We start from the raw sequence: 18,392 nt of genomic DNA on the forward strand, positions 1-18,392 counted from the left end.
TCACCATCTAAACACTCTTTTCCTCATGCTCTTCGGTATATACACGCATGCTGGTTCGCTTTCCATGTAATCGCCTGTCAGGGCATAGGCTCTTGAGCGGGAACCTCCGCACACGTAGCGGAATTCGCATTGTCCGCATTTCCCTTTATATTTATCAGGATTTCTCAGGTCTTTAAAAATAGGTGAGTGCCTGTAAATTTCGGATAGCGGCTGCTGCCTTACATTCCCGGCTTTGATGGGGAGAAGTCCGCTGGGATAGACGTCCCCGATATGGGAGATGAAGACAAATCCATTCCCGTCATTTATTCCTCTCGGTGCCCGTCCCAGACCATCAAATTGACCAGTTTTGCCTGAATGTAAAGCATCCTGATATTGAATCTTTTTTTGTTCATCTTTATTTTGTCTCATTTTTTCTGAGATGACCACACGTCGGTAATGCTGCGCGGCAGTGGTTTTTATATCGAAAGGCACCCGGAGGCTTAATTGATTCAGCCAGCGGAATACTTTTTCGTGCTCCACGGGTGAAATCATGTCTGCTTCTTTACCTCTCCCGATCGACACAAGGAAGAAGACACTCCACAACACGCAATTTAACTCCTCTACCAATTCGGCCATTTCTTCAAGCATGTCGACATTATAGCGGGAGATGACGGTGTTGATTTGAAGAGGAAGTTCAAGTTCGAGGATGTAGTTGATCGCGTTCATGGTCAAGTCGAATGAACCGGATGTTCCTCTGAAATGGTCATGTACTTCTGCTGTCGGACCGTCCAGACTGAACGCCCAGCGAGCAAGACCTACTTCTTTCGCTTTCTCAATGGACTCCTTGGTGACGTTGGGTGTTGCGCTTGGTGTCATGGAGACACGCACTCCTTTTTGAATCGCATAGGAAGCAATATCATATACGTCAGGCCGCATGAGCGGATCTCCGCCTGTGAACACAAGCATCGGGTTGTTCATTTCATAGATGTCATCTATCAGTTTTTTTCCTTCTTCAAAATCCAATTCAAGCGGATGCCGTTTGTACTGCGCTTCTGCCCGGCAGTGAAGGCAGTGAAGCTCACACGCTCTAGTTAATTCCCAAATGACGATAAATGGGTTTTCGTCGAAATTCATATCAAACATCATATTTCCTCCCGTCTTGCAATGATTGAAAGATTTATATGTTTAATGATATAGAAGGATGGGGGAGTAGTAAGTGAATTACATCACACACTCTCTTTTCTCTAAGGAGTATGATTAAGGCATCATCTATAGGAAAGCAGGTGTATGATTGTGAAAATGGTCCTTCCCAAACAACATGGTGCCTGGGCGATGCTATTGATTCCTTACGTACTGGGAATCTCGGCAAGCACCTTTCACCTTATTCACATCCCTTTGTTTATTGGCTGGTTCTTTTTGTATCTTGCCACTTATCCTTTGATCATGGTCGTGAAGGGGAAGAAGGTGTCCTTCTATATTAAATGGGCATTGGGTTATTTAGCCGCGTCATTCTTTTTTTTAGCAATCGTTTTGGTTTATGACTGGCAAATGGTCTTCTTCGGCTTAGCCATGATTCCTTTCTTTCTAATAAACATCTACTTTGTAAAGAAAAAAAATGAGCGGGCACTTGCGAATGATCTATTCGCCATTTGTGTATTTTGTATTGGAGGGCTTGCAAGTTTTTACGTGAGTACAGGCAGTCTGACTGTTGAAGGATGGAATATTGCCCTGTTGTCATTCTTGTATTTTGCAGGCAGTACATTTTTTATTAAATCAATGATAAGAGAAAAGAAAAACACAAGATTCAAATGGTGGTCATGGGGTTATCATGCATTTGTTATTTTTCTGCTATTTCTTTGGAAGGAATCCTGGCTGTGGGTGGTACCATGCGTTCCAAGCTTGATTCGGGCGGTTTTCCTTCACGGTAAAAAACTGACAATCATGCAGCTGGGAATCATAGAAATCGTAAACTCCGCCTTTTTCCTTCTACTTACAACCGTCTTGCTATAAATCCCGTCCCTCGCTTCAGATTTAAAGAAGCAGGGGACGGGATTTTTATTTGAATTTCTGGTCTATGGCCTCTGCCAGCTGGCTGTAGTGGTGAAATAAGCCGGTATCTTCGCCGTAGATGGATGGAGTTTCAGACGTTTCGATTGGTTCTTCGATTGGGAGTTTCGCCAAAACGTCTGTATCTAATCGCTCCGCTAACAGATCCCCTCCGCCTTTTCCGAACAAGAAGTATTTTTCACTGCTTTCTTTGGGCTGAAAGTACGACATGTTTTCAATGACGCCTAAAATATCGTGCTCCGCTTTCAGTGCCATTGTTCCAGCTCTTTCAGCTACAATCGATGCTGTTTGATGAGGGGTGGTAACAATGATTTCTTTACTTTGCGGGATGTTCAGGTGCATATCGAGGGCGATGTCCCCGGTTCCGGGAGGCATATCGAGAATGCAGTAATCCAGCTCTCCCCACATCACATCCTTACTGAAATGCTCGACCATTTTCCCTAACATCGGTCCGCGCCAGACGACAGGGTCGTTGTTTTTTATAAGAAAACCCATCGACATGATTTTTACTCCGTGAGATTCGACAGGAATGATTTTCCCGTTAAATGTTTTGGGACGGCTGTCCACATTCATCATTTTCGGGATGCTGAACCCGTAAATGTCCAAATCAATCAAAGCGACGCTTTTTCCTTGTCTTGCGAGAGATACGGCGAGATTCGTTGAAACCGTCGATTTTCCTACTCCGCCTTTTCCACTTGTTATAGCTATTACATTACCTGATAGCATGTTCACACCTCTTTCACAAATTTTAGGTAAATTTCCATCGTGTGACGTACTTCACAGTCTGAAAAGTAGTCTTTCTGTACAATGATTACAAGTTGAAAATGAATCAACGTAATCAATGTACCAAATATACAACTGCGTTGATGTTAAAAAAGTCACATGGAGGTTGGGCATGAGATGAGAAAGCCGCTCGAACGCTCGTTTTATTCAAAAACCAGTCAAAAATCATTTTTCATTATCCTGTTTTTGATTTTCACATCCTGGATCGGGACCGGACAGTTTTTACATTTTGATATGGCCTTAATGGGGTATTTTATTTCTTCGTTAATATTTGCCATCGGGTTGACGATACGGATGTCTTCATGGCTCATCCGGCCGGCAACCCATCAGGTCATCAAACGGAGTTTCTCGAATTTGAAAACCAGTTCAAGGAAAAAACGTAATTTAATATCAATCGGTAAAACAGCATTTGAAAATATCTTTTTACAGAAATTCATTTTTAAAAGAGGGATTTACCGGGGTGTACAGCATTTCCTTATTGCCTGGGGGTGTATTGGATCCTTTGCGATTACATTCGGTCTGACGTTCGGCTGGATGCACTTCGAACTTGTCGATCCCGAAACCTATACCATCGTGGTCATGGGAGTAGAGACGATTTCAATGGCCGCCCATGGATTATTCGCAGAAATGGTGTATAACGGATTGAACATCACCGCCACGATGGTACTGATCGGTGTAACCATGGCACTTGTCAGAAGAATCGCCAGTCAGGACGTGAAAGTGACACAGCGCGCGGAATTTGATTTATTTCCTTTATATTTACTCCTTGCGGTAACGGGGACAGGACTTTTACTTACCGTTTCATATGCACTGTTAGATGGCTGGATGCACCACTACATGACATTGATCCATCAGGTTACAGTGGTCGTCTTACTCGTTTACTTCCCATTCGGCAAACTGTTCCACCTGCCGATCCGACCGCTGACAACAGCAGTACCGTTGAATTATCAGGAACAGATAAAAGTGGATACGAGACCATGTCTCAGATGCGGCACCACCTATAGCAACGATGATCAAATCACTGATGTGAAAGATATTCTGGCTGTTCAAAACTTTGATCTCCAGCTTGAAGACGGGAGTTATCTTTCTGACTACTGCCTGCCATGCCGCCGGAGGATCAGGGTGATGAAACAATTGAATGCAAAGCCCCATCTAAAGAGCAGGGATCCGATTTCAACGCTGAATGGGATTCAAATGGGCGGATTCAGTAAGAAGAGAACAGACGATTATTATCAATTCCCTGAAGAGGTTCAAAAAGAAATCGATCAGTACAAGGAAAAAGGAGGCAGTGAAAAATGAGTCAGTATATCGTAAAAGAAGGAGTAAAGAACCTTCACAAACCAGGCGAAGAGCTTATTACGACGCACTGCTGCTATTGTGGCATGCAGTGCGGGATGCATATACGTGTAAATAAGAAGTCGGGCAAGGTAGTGGGTGTTGAACCCCGCTATGATTGGCCAGTTACAAAAGGAAAAATGTGCCCAAAAGGTGTAACGGCCTATCAGACAATCGAACATGAAGAGCGTATCCTGACGCCGCTGATCAAGAAAAACGGAGAATTCGTGAAGGCAAGCTGGGACGAAGCACTCGACTTGATTGAAAAGAACTTCAAACGTCTGCAAGCTGAAAGCGGGAAGGATGCCTTGTCTGTATTCGGTGGCGTCTCGATGACTAACGAAAAATGCTATTTGGTCGGTAAATACGCGCGAGTCGGACTGGGCACAAGATTCATTGATTATAACGGCCGATTCTGTATGAGTTCCGCTGCAGGAGGATTTCTGAAGACGCTTGGAACTGACAGAGGATCGACGCTCCCATGGCCTGAACTTGAACATACCGATTGTTTCTTTATCGCTGGTTCCAATACCGCGGAATGCCATCCTACAAGCATTCAATGGATATGGAAAGCGAAAGACAAGGGGGCGAAACTGATAGTGGCTGATCCGAGGGAAACGCCGACAGCCCGCGTGGCAGATGTACACTTGGATTTGAAACCCGGTACAGATTCAGCCCTTGCGAACGGAATGCTCCATCTCCTAATAAAAAACAATTACGTCGATCATGAATACGTTAAAAAGAGATGCAATAACTTTGAAGAACTAAAGAAAGCAGTTGAGAAATTCACACCGGAGCATACGGCCAGCATTACTGGCGTGTCGGTTCAAAAAATCTTGAAAGCTGCACATATTTTCGGATTATCTCCTCGTTCAGTCGTCATGTTTGCCAGAGGGGTGGAACAACAGTCAAAAGGGGTGGATAATGTTTCCCTCTATACATCAATGGCGCTTCTCCGAGGACAAATTGGAAAGTTTGCCTCAGGTGTAGCCACTTTCACCGGGCAGGGAAACGGTCAGGGAGGAAGGGAGCATGGTCAAAAAGCCGATCTGTTGCCGGGATACCGCAAATTGACGGATCCCGAAGCTGTGAAATATATATCCAAGGTATGGGGGATCAAACCCGAGGAAATGCCGAAACCTGGTGTATCTGCTTATGAAATGTTTGATGAAATCCAAAAAGGCACCATTCGCGCTATGCATGTCGTTTGCAGTAACCCTGCCGTTTCCGCCCCGAATCTGGAACACATCTGGAACGGCTTCAGAAAACTGGATTTCCTTGTGGTGAGTGACTTCTTCCTATCTGAAACCGCACAGTTTGCGGATGTGGTCCTGCCTGCTGCCACATGGGCGGAAGATGAAGGGACGACCACGAACCTTGAAGGCCGTGTCATCAGGATCCGTAAAGTGCGAGAGCCTTTAGGTGAATCAAAACCGGACTGGGAAATCCTCAGTGTCATTGCCAAACGAATGGGCAAAGGAAAGCATTTCAATTACAAAAATGCAGGAGAAATCTTCGACGAATTCCGCTTGGCATCAAAAGGCGGAAAAGCCGATTATTACGGTATCACCTGGGACCGTATCGATAAAGAAAGCGGAGTCTTCTGGCCTTGTCCTTCTGAAGACCATCCGGGTACCCCGACAATGTTTACTGAGAAGTTTGGAACGCCTGATGGGAAGGCGAATCTGCCAAGTGTTGCATGGAAAGAAGCCGGAGAAATTCCCACTAAGGAATACCCATTATTTTTAACAACCGGCCGTGTGGTGTTCCACTACTTGTCCGGGGCACAAACGAGAAGGGTCAAATTCCTGATGGAGCAATGTCCTGAACCATATGCAGAAATGCACCCGGCACTTGCAAGTAAATACGGTTTAGAAGATGGGGATTTGGTGAAATTGATCACACCCCGCTCACATATGATTGTAAAGACCAAATTAACCAAGGCGACGCGAAGGGATACAGTATTTGTCCCGTATCACTGGGGGAAGGAATTAGCGGTCAATCAGCTGACGAATCCATGTTTAGATCCCATTTCAAGAATGCCTGAATTTAAAGTGTGTGCCTTGAAGCTTGAGAAACAACATTAAGAAAGGAGTCGGGATGAATGAATAAAATCATGTATCTGGAATTTGAAAGGTGCATTGGCTGCCGTGCCTGCCAAGCGGCTTGCCGCGAGTGCGGTGATCATGATGCAAAAGAAAGAAACTATGTGGAATATGTAGATTTCATGGAAAGCCGCCAGACGTATCCAATGCTCTGTATGCAATGTAAGGATCCCGCTTGTGCGCGTGTCTGCCCGGCCAATGCCATCCAAATAACAGAAGAAGGGGTCGTTCTTTCAGCAATGGAAGAAAAATGTATCGGCTGCCGCAATTGTACTTTTGGATGTCCATTCGGAATACCGAAGTTTGATTTTGAAGAAAACAAAATGTACAAATGCGATATGTGCTACGATCGCTCAAAACATGATATTGCCCCAATGTGTGCGTCTGTGTGTCCGAGTGACGCGATTCGCTTTATCGATTTTGATGAAATGCAGCAGCTTCGCAGAAAACGATCTCAAATGAACCTCGTAGAAGGTAAGAAACCACAGGAAGGAAACAAGTGGGATTACGTTCCGGAATTCTTCGGAGTATATACAGATTAAGTCAAGATAAGGCGAAAGGAGACGTCACCTATGCCTCAAGATCATAAAAACAAACGCAACAGTAAAGATACCAAGGATGAAATGATTCATCTAATCGATAACCTGAACCGTGATGATGACCTGAAATACAATCGCCGGGCTTTCCTGAAGTCTGCAGTGGGGGCATCGATTACGCTGGGGTTAGCGACTCTTCCGTTTTCAGTGATTGCCCTGAATAGAGAAGAAGATGACACGAACCGGAAGATGATTACACGATTAAAAGATCTGCCAAAAGACAGTTCAATGAATTTTAACTATCCGACTGATGATGAGCCTGCAATCCTGGTTCATACCAAAGAAGGAAAACTGAAAGCATACAATAATAAATGCACACATCTTCAGTGCCCGGTATTTTATGAAAAAGAAGAATCTGTCCTGCTCTGTCCTTGTCACCGGGGGTTTTTCAGTGTAGATAACGGCCAGCCTTTAGCGGGGCCGCCTCAGCGTGAACTGCCTCTGATCGAACTGGAAGTAAAAGATGGAGTGGTGTTTGCAGTCGGAAGGAAAGTCCGCCATGGTGAATAAGAAATATTGGATCATCATATTTCTGACATTAGCTGTAAACGTCGTGATGCTTCAGTGGACAATCGAGTCGTTTTATGGCGAAGAGTATGAGCATGTATGGTTGTATACAGCAATCGGGACTACTTCCTCACTCGTCTGTTTCCTCACGTATTGGCAATGGAGGAAACAAGAGTACCGGAAGTAAACTCTGCAAGAATAAACGGTGATACATTCAGAGGGAAAAAAGTGGATGGTAAAACAAAAAAGAGCATTCCGAAAGTGAATCTTTCGGAATGCTCTTTTGTTTAGTGGATCACCATTCATTTGTAGCCTCTACCTTCAAATTCTCGCCTTTATACGTTCTTTCACCAAACAGAGTAATGACGGTGCATTCCAATATGTTTGAAGAGACATCCGCACTATAGTTTACAAACATTCCGGCGGCAAGCTCTTTGCCTGCTTCATCCAGCACTCTTACTTTTTTACCTTCCAGGGTACGGAACTTCGCTTCCTGAAGAAAGGAGACCCATTGATCCCAGTTGGTCAAGATATAAGCCCCGGTCCCTTCAGATAGGTAACCCAATAGACTTCCGGAGTCATCACACTGAGCCTCGAGTTCTTTAATGAGTTCAACAAGCAGACGATGAACAGTCTTGTATTCTTCCAGATTCAATTGTGGAGAGAAGCTGATTTCTACCGTTCGATCGATGAAATCGGCCTCTGCCTCTACTTGTATTTTACTGTTTTTATAAATATAGTTTCCCCCGCGTTTTTTAAAACCTTGCTTCATTAATGCCTCTTCTATCGAGCGATCTGCAAAAATCGAATGCAGTTTAACTGATAACATGATGAATTTCCCCTCCTGTGAACTTTGTCACTTACTATCGTATCGTTACCATTTATTATAGTAGATAAAGAAAAGGAGCACTGTGATATTTATTACGCTAGAAGGCTTTTTTTAAAAAGGGGGGTATGCAATGAATGCTCGTTATTCAAGACAGGAGTTGTTTCGGGCAATTGGTGAAAAAGGCCAGAAGCAATTAACCAAGAAACATGTGCTTGTCATAGGTGCAGGCGCGTTGGGGTCAACGGGCTCTGAGGCGTTGGTAAGGAGCGGGATAGGAAAACTGACGATTGTGGATCATGACTATGTGGAGTGGAGCAATTTGCAGAGGCAGCAGTTGTATACAGAAAAAGATGTAACAGCACAGATGCCTAAGTCCATTGCTGCCAAGAACAGACTAACTGAGATAAATAGCTCAGTCACAATTAACGGCCGCGTAATGGAGGCAACGGCGGAATCCCTTCTCCCGTACCTTCACGATGTGGATTTAATGATAGATGCAACAGATAACTTTGATACACGAATGATGATCAACGATCTTTCACAGAAATATAACATTCCCTGGATTTTCGGATCATGTGGGGGAAGTACGGGGATGAGTTATACGGTCATCCCTGGAAAAACCGCATGTATGAGTTGTTTACTGGACCGACTGCCGATGGGGGGCACCACATGCGATGCAGCTGGCATCATCTCCCCGGCTGTCGGAATGGTTGCCGCTTATCAAGTCACAGAAGCGTTAAAGCTCCTGGTGAATGATGTAGAAGCCCTGAGGGGGGGATTGATTACATTTGACTTGTGGAATAATCAGCAATACAGCATGAAAACGGAAAAAGCGAAGAAGTCTGACTGTCCATCCTGCGGTGAACATCCTACCTATCCATACTTACAATATGAAAACCAAATAAAGTCGATGGTATTGTGCGGTAGAGATACAGTGCTGATTCGGTCGCCTCAAGAGCGGAATCTGGTTGAACTTCAGAAAACGATATACTCTTTGGGAGAAACGAAACTCAACCCTTACTTGCTATCTCTTCAATATGAAGGATACCGGTTTGTATTTTTCAAAGAGGGAAGAACCTTGGTTCATGGCACAAACTCAATAGAAGAAGCGAAGAAAGTGTATTATAAGATTATCGGTTAAGAACGGAGGATTTACAGGCATGGTAGAGAAACGAACGCCCATTAAAGTAACGGATGCTGTACAGCGGGTAATGAAGCGGTCACCGGCGGGAACGGTGGAAAGGGTGAAGATCGAGCAGGTTTATGGACGGTTTTTAGGGGAGGGTTTAACGGCAAGTCACGATGTCCCACACTTTGACAAGTCTCCTTACGATGGTTTTGCGTTAAAGGCAATCGATACGAAGACAGCTTCAAGAGAAACACCGGTCACACTGGAAGTCATCGCAGAAATAGGAGCTGGAAGTGTACATAAAGGAGTCGTACAGCGGGGGGAAGCGGTTCGAATCATGACCGGGGCCCAAATACCTGCCGGGTGTGATAGCGTGGTCATTCTCGAGCTTGCGGAATCTTTCAGCCTGGAGGGAAGAAACTTCGTCAGGATCAACCGCGTTTATAATGAAGGAGATAATATTTCACGCAGAGGCGAAGATACTCAAAAGGGAACGGTGCTTGCTGAAAAAGGAACGTATATCAACCCGGGGGTCGCAGCTCTCCTTGCCACGTTCGGATACAAGGAGGTACCTGTCAGCGTGAAACCGAAAGTCGGGGTGCTGGCAACCGGGAGTGAGTTATTGGAAGTCGGGGATGAGTTGGAACCTGGCAAAATCCGAAACAGTAACACCTATATGATTCTTTCCCAAATTGAAAGGGCAGGAGGAGAAGCGGTTTATTTCGGTCAATTCGCTGATGACTTCGAGGTCTGCTATCAGCAGGTCCTGTCCGCTCTCCAACAGGTGGATATGCTGATTACGACAGGGGGCGTGTCGGTCGGTGATTATGATTATTTGCCTGAGATTTATGAGAAGATAGAAGCGGTCGTGCTCTTTAATAAAATCGGCATGCGGCCTGGGAGCGTCACGACTGTTGCGGAGAAAGACGGGAAGCTTTTGTTCGGGTTATCGGGAAACCCTTCAGCTTGTTATGTCGGATTTGAGCTTCTCACAAGACCTGTCATCAGAACGTTCCTTCATATTCCGGCACCATTTCTTCAATCAGTGACAGGCATCCTGGGCAGGGATTTCAAAAAGCCTAATCCATTTACCCGTTTCGTCCGGGGAAGGATCAGATTTGAAAATGGCAGAATCATGGCATTCCCGTCCGGCCTTGACAAATCAAGCGCTGTCGCTTCCCTGGCTGACACGAATGCACTGATCGTCTTACCTGGGGGAACGAGGGGATATGAAGAAGGCATGACTGTACAGATCCTCCTCCTGGAAAATCAAGAAGGCCAATCAGGGATGTCAATCGAAAGTAAAATAGATTCCGTTGAAGGAGTGAAGTGATGGAGTTATTTGAAGTGAAATCAGAACCGCTTTCTATAGAAGAAGTCACAAGAAAAGTCGAACGCAGAGATGCAGGCGCCATCACTACATTTATCGGTACAGTACGAGAGTGGACCAAAGGCAAACGAACTCTGTATCTGGAATATCAGGCTTATGAACCGATGGCAGCCAAGATGCTTGCGCAAATAGGAAAAGAAGCAGAAGAAAAGTGGCCGGGAACGAAAATGGCGATTTCTCACCGGATCGGCAGATTGGAAATTTCCGATATTGCGGTGATCATCGCTGTCTCCTCGCCTCATCGTACAGCTGCCTATGAAGCGAATGAGTATGCCATCGAACGAATTAAAGATATTGTTCCAATTTGGAAAAAAGAACATTGGGAATCCGGGGAAGAATGGATCGGAAACCAAAAGGAAACCGTACCGTATCCATCAGGACGGCCTCATCTTTAAGAAGGGAGTGAATGCAATGATCAAGATTCTAGTATTTGCTGGATTGCGTGAAGAAACAGGGAAGAGTGAAATAGAGATAGAAGCTGACAATCTATCTATTTCAGGTCTTAAACAACAGCTGCTGGAAACATATAACTCACTTAATCTCAACGGTGCAATGATCGCCGTTAACGAGGAGTATGCAACAGACGATACAATGGTGAAAAGCGGCGATGTCGTGGCGTTTATTCCTCCGGTAAGCGGAGGGTGAAAAGAAGGTGTATCCGATGAAGAAGGATACACCTTCTAAAGAAAAATCGTAAAAGGAGAATCGACATGAAGTCCGCAGCAGAGAAAAAGATAAATGTCATGATCATTACGGTAAGTGATACCCGTACCGAGGAAACAGATAAGAGCGGCGACTGTATGATACAACTGCTGGAACAGTCAAGTCATCATATTGTGCAGCGGGAAATCGTAAAAGATGAGGAGCTGTTGATCGGGGAAGCGTTAAAGCGCGGATTGTCAAACGATGAAGTGGAGGTCATTTTATTGAACGGGGGAACCGGAATTTCAAAGAGAGATGTGACGATCGAAGTGGTTCGCTCATTTCTTCAGAAGGAATTACCGGGGTTTGGAGAAATCTTCAGGGCTCTTAGCTATTTTGAAGATATCGGATCTCCGGCCATTCTTTCCCGTGCCATCGCAGGAGTGGTGGATGAGAAAGCTCTCTTTTCCGTTCCAGGTTCCACCGGTGCCGTAAAGCTTGCAATGGAAAAGCTGATCCTGCCTGAAGTAAGCCACATTCTTACCGAGTTACATAAACATAAATCATGACGAAGAGAATCCTGCAATCTCTCTTTGTGCTGATCCTGTTTGCCGGTGCGGCAGGATGCCAGTCGGGAGAAAAAGAAGAGACGGTTATAACAATAGGTGCGGCAGCGAGTCTGAAAAGCAGTATGCTGGAATTGCAGCACCAGTTTGAAAGAGAGCATGAAGAAGTCAAACTATCCTTTCATTTCGGGTCCACCGGTGCGATTCGAAAACAAGTAGAACAGGGTGCCCCGATCGATATCTTCCTGGCTGCTTCTAAGGACGATTATGAATCCCTTTATAGGGAGGGACTGGTTGAAAAAGGCGATAGATTAGTAGGGAATAGAGTAGTCGCTGTGACGAACAAGCCTGAAGAGATTCAGTCACTCAAGGATGTCTGGAAGTCGGGTGAAAAAGTAGTCATCGGAAATCCTGCCTCAGCACCAGTCGGAAGATATGCGAAAGAACTATTGGAACAGAGCGGTCAATGGGAGGAAGCTGAATCGCGTCTTATATATGGAAAGGACGCAAGACACGTGCTCATGCTTATGAATCAAGGGGCGGCATCTGTTGGATTAATCTATCACAGTGACGTTGAGTTTGAAGAGAAGCTACGCATTATTGATTTTTTTGAGGAGTATCGGCAAAAAGATACAGGCTACTACGGGGCAAGGGTGAAACGAAGTAAGCATCAAGATGTATCGAATGAATTTCTCGACTTTTTAGATAGCAAGGAAGCGAAGGAGATATTCAAGAAAGAAGGATTTATCAATATCGGAGAATAAGAGGAGCAGGTGTTTTAAGTGAACGGTGATTTTTTCTTTCCCATACAATTGTCTATACAGGTTGCTTGCATGGCATCAGCCGTTTCATTAATACTTGCTGTTTTGGCTGCCTATCGAACTGTCATTACAGATGGCAGGGGCAGCAGTGTTTTGGAGACCGTTTATCTTTTGCCGCTTGTCCTTCCTCCTTCTGTACTTGGTTTTTTGTTACTATTTGTATTCGGTATGAATAGCCCAGTGGGGCGGACGGTCGAACTGCTTTTAGGACAAACCATCCTTTTTTCTAAGTCGGCAGCAGTCATAGCGGCTGTGATTGTGTCGTTTCCGCTTATGTATCAGTCTGTGAAAACAGGTTTTGCAGAAGTGAATCGTGACATTGTCGGGGCTTCAAAAGTAGATGGCGCGTCCAATTGGAAAGCCTTTTATCACGTCGTTCTCCCGCTGGCCAAGAGATCGATCGTCATGGGGGTCATTCTCGGCTTTACAAGAGCTTTGGGGGAGTTCGGGGCGACTCTGATGTTTGCAGGGAATATCCCTGGAAAAACGCAGACGATCTCGACGGCCATTTATGTTGCCCTCGAATCAGGGGAAAGTCATTTAGCCTGGAAGTATGCGGGAGTAAGCATCGGTTTATCTTTTCTATTATTGTTTCTGATGAAAGGGCTTGAAGGACGTAAGGATGGGTAGGTCAAAAAAGCCCAAAGTGAACAACTAGGGGTTTTTAAATATCAGGACTCTCTTAAGAAGTCACCGCTTTTTCCGCCGAAAATGATTTTGAAAGGAGCTGACGCGAATGAAAGTGATTCAAGTTGTCGGATTTAAAAACAGCGGAAAGACTACTGTATCTTCGAATGTGATCACCTATGCGGCCAGCAAAGGAATAAAGACCGGTTCGGTAAAGCATCATAGCCACGGTGTCCCGGATGTTGTGCCGGGGACGGATAGTGACCGTCATCTAAAAGCCGGAGCCACTCTTGCCGGAGTGGAAGGGGGCGGTATTTTCAACGTATCTCTCCAACTGGAAGACTATGATTTCGATGATATTCTTCGAATCTATGAATTAATTAAGATTGACGTGCTGGTGGTTGAAGGATACAAAGAAAAACATTATCCCAAAATTGTATGTATAGGAAATCAAAAAGACTTTTCCCTTCTTGACTCTCTGGAAAATGTTCAAGCGGTCTTTTTACATTCTCATCTTTCCTTGCCGCCGGACTATCATCTTCCCACTTTCACTGCAAAAAGGCAGGATGCCTTCGAACTATGGATCGATTCGTTCATTAACCCTTGATCATGTAAAGAGAAGCTGTTTCCTGTTGAGAGGAAACAGCTTCAATGAAGCTAGTTGATTTTTCTTTTGCTTTCAGAAATATCGCTGAACTGTCCGACATAATATTTTACATTGCCGGCATCATTACAAACCTCTGAAATAGTCAGCCATTGTAAATAGACTTCTCCATTTTTTCGTTTATTCCAGATTTCACCTTGCCAATATCCCTGATCTTTTAATTCATTCCACAGGGCTGAGTAAAAATGCTGATCATGCCGGCCGGATTGAAGAATGCTTGGTTTTTGTCCAACGGCTTCTTCTTTTTCATAGCCGGTTACTTTAGTGAACGCCTGATTTACCCGTTCAATGACACCCTTTTCGTTTGTGATCAACATTCCCTGGGCGGTGTTCTCGAGTACTTTATTTTCCAGCTTTAATTTTTCACGGAACGTCATCATTAATACGATGACAAAACTGAGAAGGGCGAATTGGGATAATGCCATGAAGCCGATGGCATAGTGCCCCGTTAAACTGAAGACGGTTGTTAATACTAAGGGAGGGAAGAATCCTCCCAGGCCTCCCATGGCAGCCACAAGACCATTTACGATACCCGCCTGTTTCGTGAAATAGAGCGGGACAAGTTTGAAGATCGTTCCGTTCCCGATCCCGGCACAGGCCGCGACGGTCAAAACACCAGTCGTATATACCTCAATCGTAGGGGAGAAAGATAATAATACACCTGAAAATGTTAATCCTCCGAAGACAAACAGCAGGATGATGTATGGATTGAATTTATCAGACATCCATCCGCCGATCGGGCGCATAAATGTTGATAAAGCGATGAAACCTGCCGTCCGTAACCCAGCGTCAACCGGTGTTAAATTAAATTCATTCACCAAGAAGTTTGGCAAATAAATGGTGAATGCGACAAAAGATCCAAATGTGATGAAGTAAAATAGACATAATGCCCATAACGTTGAATTTCGGTATACTTCTTTTACCTGTTTAACGATGGAAAGATTCACTTTCTTTTCTTTGCGGTCACCAAATACAAAGTTTAAAACGGCGAATGCTAACAGTAAGACAAGATAGAAGCGGACCGTTGTCACCCATCCAAATGAGCTGGCGAGGACAGGGGCGGAAAATGCGGTTACCGCAGTACCGATATTGCCCGATCCATATATTCCGTTGATGAATCCATGCTTGCTAGAAGGATAATATTTAGGGAGAGAGGTTACACCTATTGAAAAAGTGGCTCCTCCTATACCAATCAAAAGACCTCCAATGACTAAATCCGTGAGTGAGTCAGCTTGACTGATGTAGAATACAGGGAATAATAATGCGATAAAGCTTATCGTGAAGATTAATCTGGCACCGAATCGATTTGTGTAATATCCGATCGGGATACGAAGCACACTTCCCAAAATGACGGGGATTGCTGTCACTAAGGCAACTTCTCCGTCCGTTAAATTAATATCCTGACGAATATTGGGCATAAGTGAAGAAATGAGTACCCATACCATAAACCCGGCGATGAGACTTGATGTTTGAAGAGGCAGCTGGATTTTTGTACTCTTCATTGGATGATTCCCCTTTCAATCCTAAAAAAATGAAAATCTATATCCATATCCTAACAACGGTATACATATAAGGTTGTGAAGTTTATCACACGAGCAAAAAAAACTTCACAGGAGAAACTCTTCAACTCATTAAATTCACAATTTCTTCATAAGAGCTTTTCAAGTTTTTATGAAAAGATCGCAATATATTTCTTTGCAGCAATGGATGCTGGTCCGATATATTGATGATTAATTGAAGAGGGGCTTCCATATATATTGTGGTTTCTCTCACCTCAAGACTAATTGAATCCCCATCTTTATGATAATGAAGAAAGACACTCGGCATAAACATATCATTTGTTATGAATGACCCAATTTTATATTGAGAATCCCGGGATTCTTTAATGTGAACGTGGAGAGAACCGGATAATATGATGATCATCGAGTTTCTCTTCTGTAAGCAAATAATGTCACCCTCTTCTTTTTTTATGATGCTTGAAGCTTCCACTATCCTTTTCAGTTGACTATTCCCAATGTCTTGAAACAAGCTGAGACTTTTCAGGTAAAGCAGATAATCCTGCTTATGCATTCCTTCTCCTCCTCTTATAAATGCATTTTCATCATTATAAAAGAATCCCTGAAAAATAACTGTGACACTTTTCACAGTTATTGGAATATAAAAAGGCGGCCTCAACTTTACATTGAGACCGCCTCACATTCTCTTAATCTATGTTGCAAATATCAATCGAACAGTTTTCACAACCGATTTCTCCTCTAAGGTATTCTAAATCCATAATGATGATCTTGCCGTCAGATGTATAATCAATGATATTCTTTTTCTTTAATTCACTCAGCATACGGTTAACACTTTCTCTCGTCGCAGCACAAAATTTGGCTAATTCCTGATTGGTGAGATGAATATCGAGAAGAATTCCTTTTTCATTTTTAATCCCATAAGAGTTTGATATACGGATAATGGTGGAATAAAGGGCGCCTTTTTTTCCATTCATGATTAAATCCCTGATTTTTGATTGGTTTTTTCTAAGGTGAGTTGAAATCCATTTCATGAATTCGAAGGTTAAGGGGGCATCGTTTATTAGATTTTTTTCTAACGCATCTCTTTGTATGACGTGAACTTCTCCTTCTTCTAACGCATATGCACTTAACATGTAAGTGGCATCATCAGAGAAAAGCGTCAATTCTCCAATAAAGTCGTCCTTTTTACATATTCGCATGTTCAATTCCTTGCCTTCAAGACTCAACTTGCTAATTTGAAAAATACCGGATTTAATCAGATATAATTCAGCTGCTTCTTCCCCTTCCTGAAATAAGAAGGTGCCTTTCTTTATTTTTCGTGGAGTTCCAATTGACTGTAATAAAGAAGCCAAATCCTCAGAAACAGTGGAAAGGTCGCTTTTTCTTTTGTTATTCAATTCCATTAAGGTATCACCACTCCTAAATTTGAGTACCAATAACATCTACTAGATAACATATATTCTACATGTAACTTTTATCACTATTGCATTTAAAGTAACATGTTATGCTTACGTTTACAACTAAATTCTGGAAAGGAAGATATATACTTTATGAGCCTGAAGTGGAGTCAATAGACGTTCTTTATATAGAGGAAAAAGAGATGGGGAAAAATGCGAGCGGATCCTTTAGAAATGTGAATACAGTCTATGATTTGGAAATTTTTAAAAAGGTGGACTGTGATAAACATCATAATGAACCCTGACCCTTCGTGATAAGATGAACACATATCGCTACAAAAAGTAAGGAGTGCGAGAAAATGAAGAATGTTCTCGATACCCGAAAACGACCGATGCGTGATTTAAGAATTTCAGTAACGGATCGTTGTAATTTCAGATGCAGCTACTGCATGCCTAAAGAGATTTTCGGGGCGGATTATCCCTTTATGAAACAAGATGAAATCCTTTCCTTCGAGGAAATTGTCCGCTTAGCAGAAATATTTGCGGATTATGGAGTGGAGAAGATTCGTTTAACCGGCGGAGAGCCTTTACTGAGAAAAAATCTTCCGGTGTTGGTAAAACGTCTTTCGGCGATTGATGGGATTAAATACGTCACGTTAACAACAAATGGAGTATTCCTGGCAATGCATGCCAAAGAGCTGAAGGAAGCAGGTATATGCCGGGTAAATGTCAGTCTTGATTCTCTTGATGATGATGTGTTCAAGAATATAAATAATATGAATACGAGTGTCTCAGCCGTTCTGAAGGGGATCTTCTCAGCAAGAGATGCGGGGATTGAAGTCAAGGTGAACATGGTTGTCAAGAAAGGGTTAAATGATCAGGAAGTATTGGCAATGGTGCGTTTCTTTAAGGAAGAAAACATTACACTGCGTTTTATTGAATATATGGATGTTGGCTGTACGAATGGTTGGAATTTCAAAGACGTCGTCTCAAAAAAACAGCTATTTGATATGATTCAGGAGCATTATCAACTCGAACCTGTTAAGCAGGACTTCTTTGGAGAAGTAGCTAAGAGATATCGCCACAAAGGAACGGATACCGAGGTAGGGTTTATCTCCTCAGTGACGGAAACTTTCTGCGGTTCTTGTACGAGGGCGCGGTTATCAACAGATGGAAAGCTTTATACCTGTCTGTTCGCCTCAGAAGGATACGACTTAAGAGACATGCTCCGGTCAGGTGCATCTGATGAGGAAATTACTGCGAAGATCCAATCTATCTGGGAAAAGCGGGAAGACCGTTACTCTGAAGTCCGCACCGAAGAAAGCAAAATGAATCGTAAAATCGAAATGTCGTATATTGGTGGATAAGGTGAATCCGCTGGGCTTTTTTTATGGAAATTGAATCACCGTAAGAAAACGATTGGTACAGGCGAAATTGA

At 43.6% G+C, this 18,392-nt stretch carries 21 protein-coding genes; 15 read left to right on the forward strand and 6 right to left on the reverse strand.

Translation table 11 applies throughout. The features are described 5' to 3' along the window. Positions 1–1,122, reverse strand: coding sequence for a TIGR04053 family radical SAM/SPASM domain-containing protein (locus tag ACSQ2E_RS05080; RefSeq protein WP_435994397.1), 1,122 nt, complete (start codon positions 1,120–1,122; stop codon positions 1–3). Positions 1,123–1,266: 144 nt separating this feature from the next. Here ACSQ2E_RS05080 and ACSQ2E_RS05085 point away from each other — a divergent pair, with 144 nt between their 5' ends. Continuing rightward, on the forward strand, positions 1,267–1,989 hold the full coding sequence (locus ACSQ2E_RS05085; protein WP_435989549.1) for a YwiC-like family protein: 723 nt from the start codon (positions 1,267–1,269) through the stop codon (positions 1,987–1,989). Positions 1,990–2,034: 45 nt separating this feature from the next. Here the strand turns inward: ACSQ2E_RS05085 and ACSQ2E_RS05090 are convergent, their stop codons facing one another. Then, positions 2,035–2,772 carry an Mrp/NBP35 family ATP-binding protein gene (locus ACSQ2E_RS05090; protein ID WP_435989550.1) on the reverse strand — a complete coding sequence of 246 codons (738 nt, stop codon included), beginning with the start codon at positions 2,770–2,772 and terminating at the stop codon, positions 2,035–2,037. Positions 2,773–2,946: 174 nt separating this feature from the next. On the opposite strand from ACSQ2E_RS05090, the gene ACSQ2E_RS05095 reads away from it, so the two are divergent. Genes ACSQ2E_RS05095 through ACSQ2E_RS05115 form a run of 5 tightly spaced genes read left to right on the forward strand, consistent with a single transcriptional unit; the run spans position 2,947 to position 7,559 of the window. Then, positions 2,947–4,128, forward strand: coding sequence for an MFS transporter (locus tag ACSQ2E_RS05095; protein WP_435989551.1), 1,182 nt, complete (start codon positions 2,947–2,949; stop codon positions 4,126–4,128). Further along, entirely contained in the window at positions 4,125–6,251 is a 2,127-nt protein-coding gene (gene fdhF / locus ACSQ2E_RS05100; RefSeq protein WP_435989552.1) for a formate dehydrogenase subunit alpha, read from the forward strand. The genes ACSQ2E_RS05095 and fdhF overlap by 4 nt, the downstream gene beginning before the upstream one ends. Before the next feature lie 17 nt (positions 6,252–6,268). Next, on the forward strand, positions 6,269–6,811 hold the full coding sequence (locus tag ACSQ2E_RS05105) for a 4Fe-4S dicluster domain-containing protein (RefSeq protein WP_071620144.1): 543 nt from the start codon (positions 6,269–6,271) through the stop codon (positions 6,809–6,811). A gap of 30 nt (positions 6,812–6,841) precedes the next feature. Next, positions 6,842–7,375, forward strand: coding sequence for a ubiquinol-cytochrome c reductase iron-sulfur subunit (locus tag ACSQ2E_RS05110; RefSeq protein WP_435989553.1), 534 nt, complete (start codon positions 6,842–6,844; stop codon positions 7,373–7,375). Then, a complete protein-coding gene (locus ACSQ2E_RS05115; protein WP_435989554.1) occupies positions 7,365–7,559 on the forward strand; it encodes a hypothetical protein in 195 nt (64 codons plus the stop codon). The genes ACSQ2E_RS05110 and ACSQ2E_RS05115 overlap by 11 nt, the downstream gene beginning before the upstream one ends. A gap of 108 nt (positions 7,560–7,667) precedes the next feature. Here ACSQ2E_RS05115 and ACSQ2E_RS05120 read toward each other — a convergent pair whose 3' ends face one another. After that, the gene (locus ACSQ2E_RS05120) at positions 7,668–8,201 is read right to left on the reverse strand and encodes a hypothetical protein (RefSeq protein WP_435989555.1); all 534 of its coding nucleotides are present in this window, start codon (positions 8,199–8,201) and stop codon (positions 7,668–7,670) included. A 130-nt stretch (positions 8,202–8,331) separates the two neighbouring features. Between ACSQ2E_RS05120 and ACSQ2E_RS05125 the strand changes: the two genes are divergently transcribed. From ACSQ2E_RS05125 to mobB, 8 genes are all read left to right on the forward strand, one after another. Beyond that, complete coding sequence (locus tag ACSQ2E_RS05125) at positions 8,332–9,342, forward strand: MoeB/ThiF family adenylyltransferase (RefSeq protein WP_435989556.1); 1,011 nt, start codon at positions 8,332–8,334, stop codon at positions 9,340–9,342. Positions 9,343–9,361: 19 nt separating this feature from the next. After that, positions 9,362–10,663, forward strand: a complete 1,302-nt coding sequence (locus ACSQ2E_RS05130; RefSeq protein ID WP_435989557.1) for a molybdopterin molybdotransferase MoeA — start codon at positions 9,362–9,364, stop codon at positions 10,661–10,663. Beyond that, entirely contained in the window at positions 10,663–11,115 is a 453-nt protein-coding gene (locus tag ACSQ2E_RS05135; RefSeq protein WP_435989558.1) for a molybdenum cofactor biosynthesis protein MoaE, read from the forward strand. The genes ACSQ2E_RS05130 and ACSQ2E_RS05135 overlap by 1 nt, the downstream gene beginning before the upstream one ends. Before the next feature lie 16 nt (positions 11,116–11,131). After that, positions 11,132–11,365 (forward strand): molybdopterin converting factor subunit 1, encoded by a 234-nt coding sequence (gene moaD, locus ACSQ2E_RS05140; protein WP_435989559.1) that lies wholly within the window; start codon positions 11,132–11,134, stop codon positions 11,363–11,365. A gap of 65 nt (positions 11,366–11,430) precedes the next feature. After that, on the forward strand, positions 11,431–11,931 hold the full coding sequence (locus tag ACSQ2E_RS05145) for a MogA/MoaB family molybdenum cofactor biosynthesis protein (protein ID WP_435989560.1): 501 nt from the start codon (positions 11,431–11,433) through the stop codon (positions 11,929–11,931). Continuing rightward, the gene (modA, locus tag ACSQ2E_RS05150) at positions 11,928–12,692 is read left to right on the forward strand and encodes a molybdate ABC transporter substrate-binding protein (RefSeq protein WP_435989561.1); all 765 of its coding nucleotides are present in this window, start codon (positions 11,928–11,930) and stop codon (positions 12,690–12,692) included. Before ACSQ2E_RS05145 ends, modA begins: the two co-directional genes overlap by 4 nt. A gap of 18 nt (positions 12,693–12,710) precedes the next feature. Then, a complete protein-coding gene (modB, locus tag ACSQ2E_RS05155) occupies positions 12,711–13,379 on the forward strand; it encodes a molybdate ABC transporter permease subunit (RefSeq protein ID WP_435989562.1) in 669 nt (222 codons plus the stop codon). 106 nt (positions 13,380–13,485) lie between these two features. After that, positions 13,486–13,983, forward strand: a complete 498-nt coding sequence (mobB, locus tag ACSQ2E_RS05160) for a molybdopterin-guanine dinucleotide biosynthesis protein B (protein WP_435989563.1) — start codon at positions 13,486–13,488, stop codon at positions 13,981–13,983. 50 nt (positions 13,984–14,033) lie between these two features. Here the strand turns inward: mobB and ACSQ2E_RS05165 are convergent, their stop codons facing one another. From ACSQ2E_RS05165 to ACSQ2E_RS05175, 3 genes are all read right to left on the reverse strand, one after another. Beyond that, the gene (locus ACSQ2E_RS05165; protein WP_435989564.1) at positions 14,034–15,542 is read right to left on the reverse strand and encodes a nitrate/nitrite transporter; all 1,509 of its coding nucleotides are present in this window, start codon (positions 15,540–15,542) and stop codon (positions 14,034–14,036) included. Between the two features lie 121 nt (positions 15,543–15,663). Further along, positions 15,664–16,110 carry a hypothetical protein gene (locus ACSQ2E_RS05170; RefSeq protein WP_435989565.1) on the reverse strand — a complete coding sequence of 149 codons (447 nt, stop codon included), beginning with the start codon at positions 16,108–16,110 and terminating at the stop codon, positions 15,664–15,666. A 133-nt stretch (positions 16,111–16,243) separates the two neighbouring features. Continuing rightward, positions 16,244–16,960: a Crp/Fnr family transcriptional regulator gene (locus ACSQ2E_RS05175; RefSeq protein WP_435989566.1), complete on the reverse strand. Its 717-nt coding sequence runs from the start codon at positions 16,958–16,960 to the stop codon at positions 16,244–16,246. Between the two features lie 353 nt (positions 16,961–17,313). On the opposite strand from ACSQ2E_RS05175, the gene moaA reads away from it, so the two are divergent. Continuing rightward, positions 17,314–18,321: a GTP 3',8-cyclase MoaA gene (gene moaA, locus ACSQ2E_RS05180; protein ID WP_435989567.1), complete on the forward strand. Its 1,008-nt coding sequence runs from the start codon at positions 17,314–17,316 to the stop codon at positions 18,319–18,321. Positions 18,322–18,392: the final 71 nt, after the last annotated feature.

Origin of the sequence: Rossellomorea sp. LjRoot5 (genome assembly GCF_964253455.1) — a bacterium.
Taxonomy (GTDB): Bacteria; Bacillota; Bacilli; order Bacillales; family Bacillaceae_B; genus Rossellomorea.

Bases quoted from the DNA above. Each gene is read 5' to 3' on its own strand.
- moaD (WP_435989559.1), top strand. From the start codon at position 11,132: ATGATCAAGATTCTAGTATTTGCTGGATTGCGTGAAGAAACAGGGAAG.
- fdhF (WP_435989552.1), top strand. From the start codon at position 4,125: ATGAGTCAGTATATCGTAAAAGAAGGAGTAAAGAACCTTCACAAACCA.
- ACSQ2E_RS05105 (WP_071620144.1), top strand. From the start codon at position 6,269: ATGAATAAAATCATGTATCTGGAATTTGAAAGGTGCATTGGCTGCCGT.
- ACSQ2E_RS05145 (WP_435989560.1), top strand. From the start codon at position 11,431: ATGAAGTCCGCAGCAGAGAAAAAGATAAATGTCATGATCATTACGGTA.
- mobB (WP_435989563.1), top strand. From the start codon at position 13,486: ATGAAAGTGATTCAAGTTGTCGGATTTAAAAACAGCGGAAAGACTACT.
- ACSQ2E_RS05120 (WP_435989555.1), bottom strand. From the start codon at position 8,201: ATGTTATCAGTTAAACTGCATTCGATTTTTGCAGATCGCTCGATAGAA.
- ACSQ2E_RS05080 (WP_435994397.1), bottom strand. From the start codon at position 1,122: ATGTTTGATATGAATTTCGACGAAAACCCATTTATCGTCATTTGGGAA.
- ACSQ2E_RS05135 (WP_435989558.1), top strand. From the start codon at position 10,663: ATGGAGTTATTTGAAGTGAAATCAGAACCGCTTTCTATAGAAGAAGTC.
- ACSQ2E_RS05175 (WP_435989566.1), bottom strand. From the start codon at position 16,960: ATGGAATTGAATAACAAAAGAAAAAGCGACCTTTCCACTGTTTCTGAG.
- ACSQ2E_RS05110 (WP_435989553.1), top strand. From the start codon at position 6,842: ATGCCTCAAGATCATAAAAACAAACGCAACAGTAAAGATACCAAGGAT.
- ACSQ2E_RS05090 (WP_435989550.1), bottom strand. From the start codon at position 2,772: ATGCTATCAGGTAATGTAATAGCTATAACAAGTGGAAAAGGCGGAGTA.
- ACSQ2E_RS05125 (WP_435989556.1), top strand. From the start codon at position 8,332: ATGAATGCTCGTTATTCAAGACAGGAGTTGTTTCGGGCAATTGGTGAA.
- moaA (WP_435989567.1), top strand. From the start codon at position 17,314: ATGAAGAATGTTCTCGATACCCGAAAACGACCGATGCGTGATTTAAGA.
- ACSQ2E_RS05085 (WP_435989549.1), top strand. From the start codon at position 1,267: ATGATTGTGAAAATGGTCCTTCCCAAACAACATGGTGCCTGGGCGATG.
- ACSQ2E_RS05165 (WP_435989564.1), bottom strand. From the start codon at position 15,542: ATGAAGAGTACAAAAATCCAGCTGCCTCTTCAAACATCAAGTCTCATC.
- ACSQ2E_RS05130 (WP_435989557.1), top strand. From the start codon at position 9,362: ATGGTAGAGAAACGAACGCCCATTAAAGTAACGGATGCTGTACAGCGG.
- ACSQ2E_RS05170 (WP_435989565.1), bottom strand. From the start codon at position 16,110: ATGCATAAGCAGGATTATCTGCTTTACCTGAAAAGTCTCAGCTTGTTT.
- ACSQ2E_RS05095 (WP_435989551.1), top strand. From the start codon at position 2,947: ATGAGAAAGCCGCTCGAACGCTCGTTTTATTCAAAAACCAGTCAAAAA.
- ACSQ2E_RS05115 (WP_435989554.1), top strand. From the start codon at position 7,365: ATGGTGAATAAGAAATATTGGATCATCATATTTCTGACATTAGCTGTA.
- modA (WP_435989561.1), top strand. From the start codon at position 11,928: ATGACGAAGAGAATCCTGCAATCTCTCTTTGTGCTGATCCTGTTTGCC.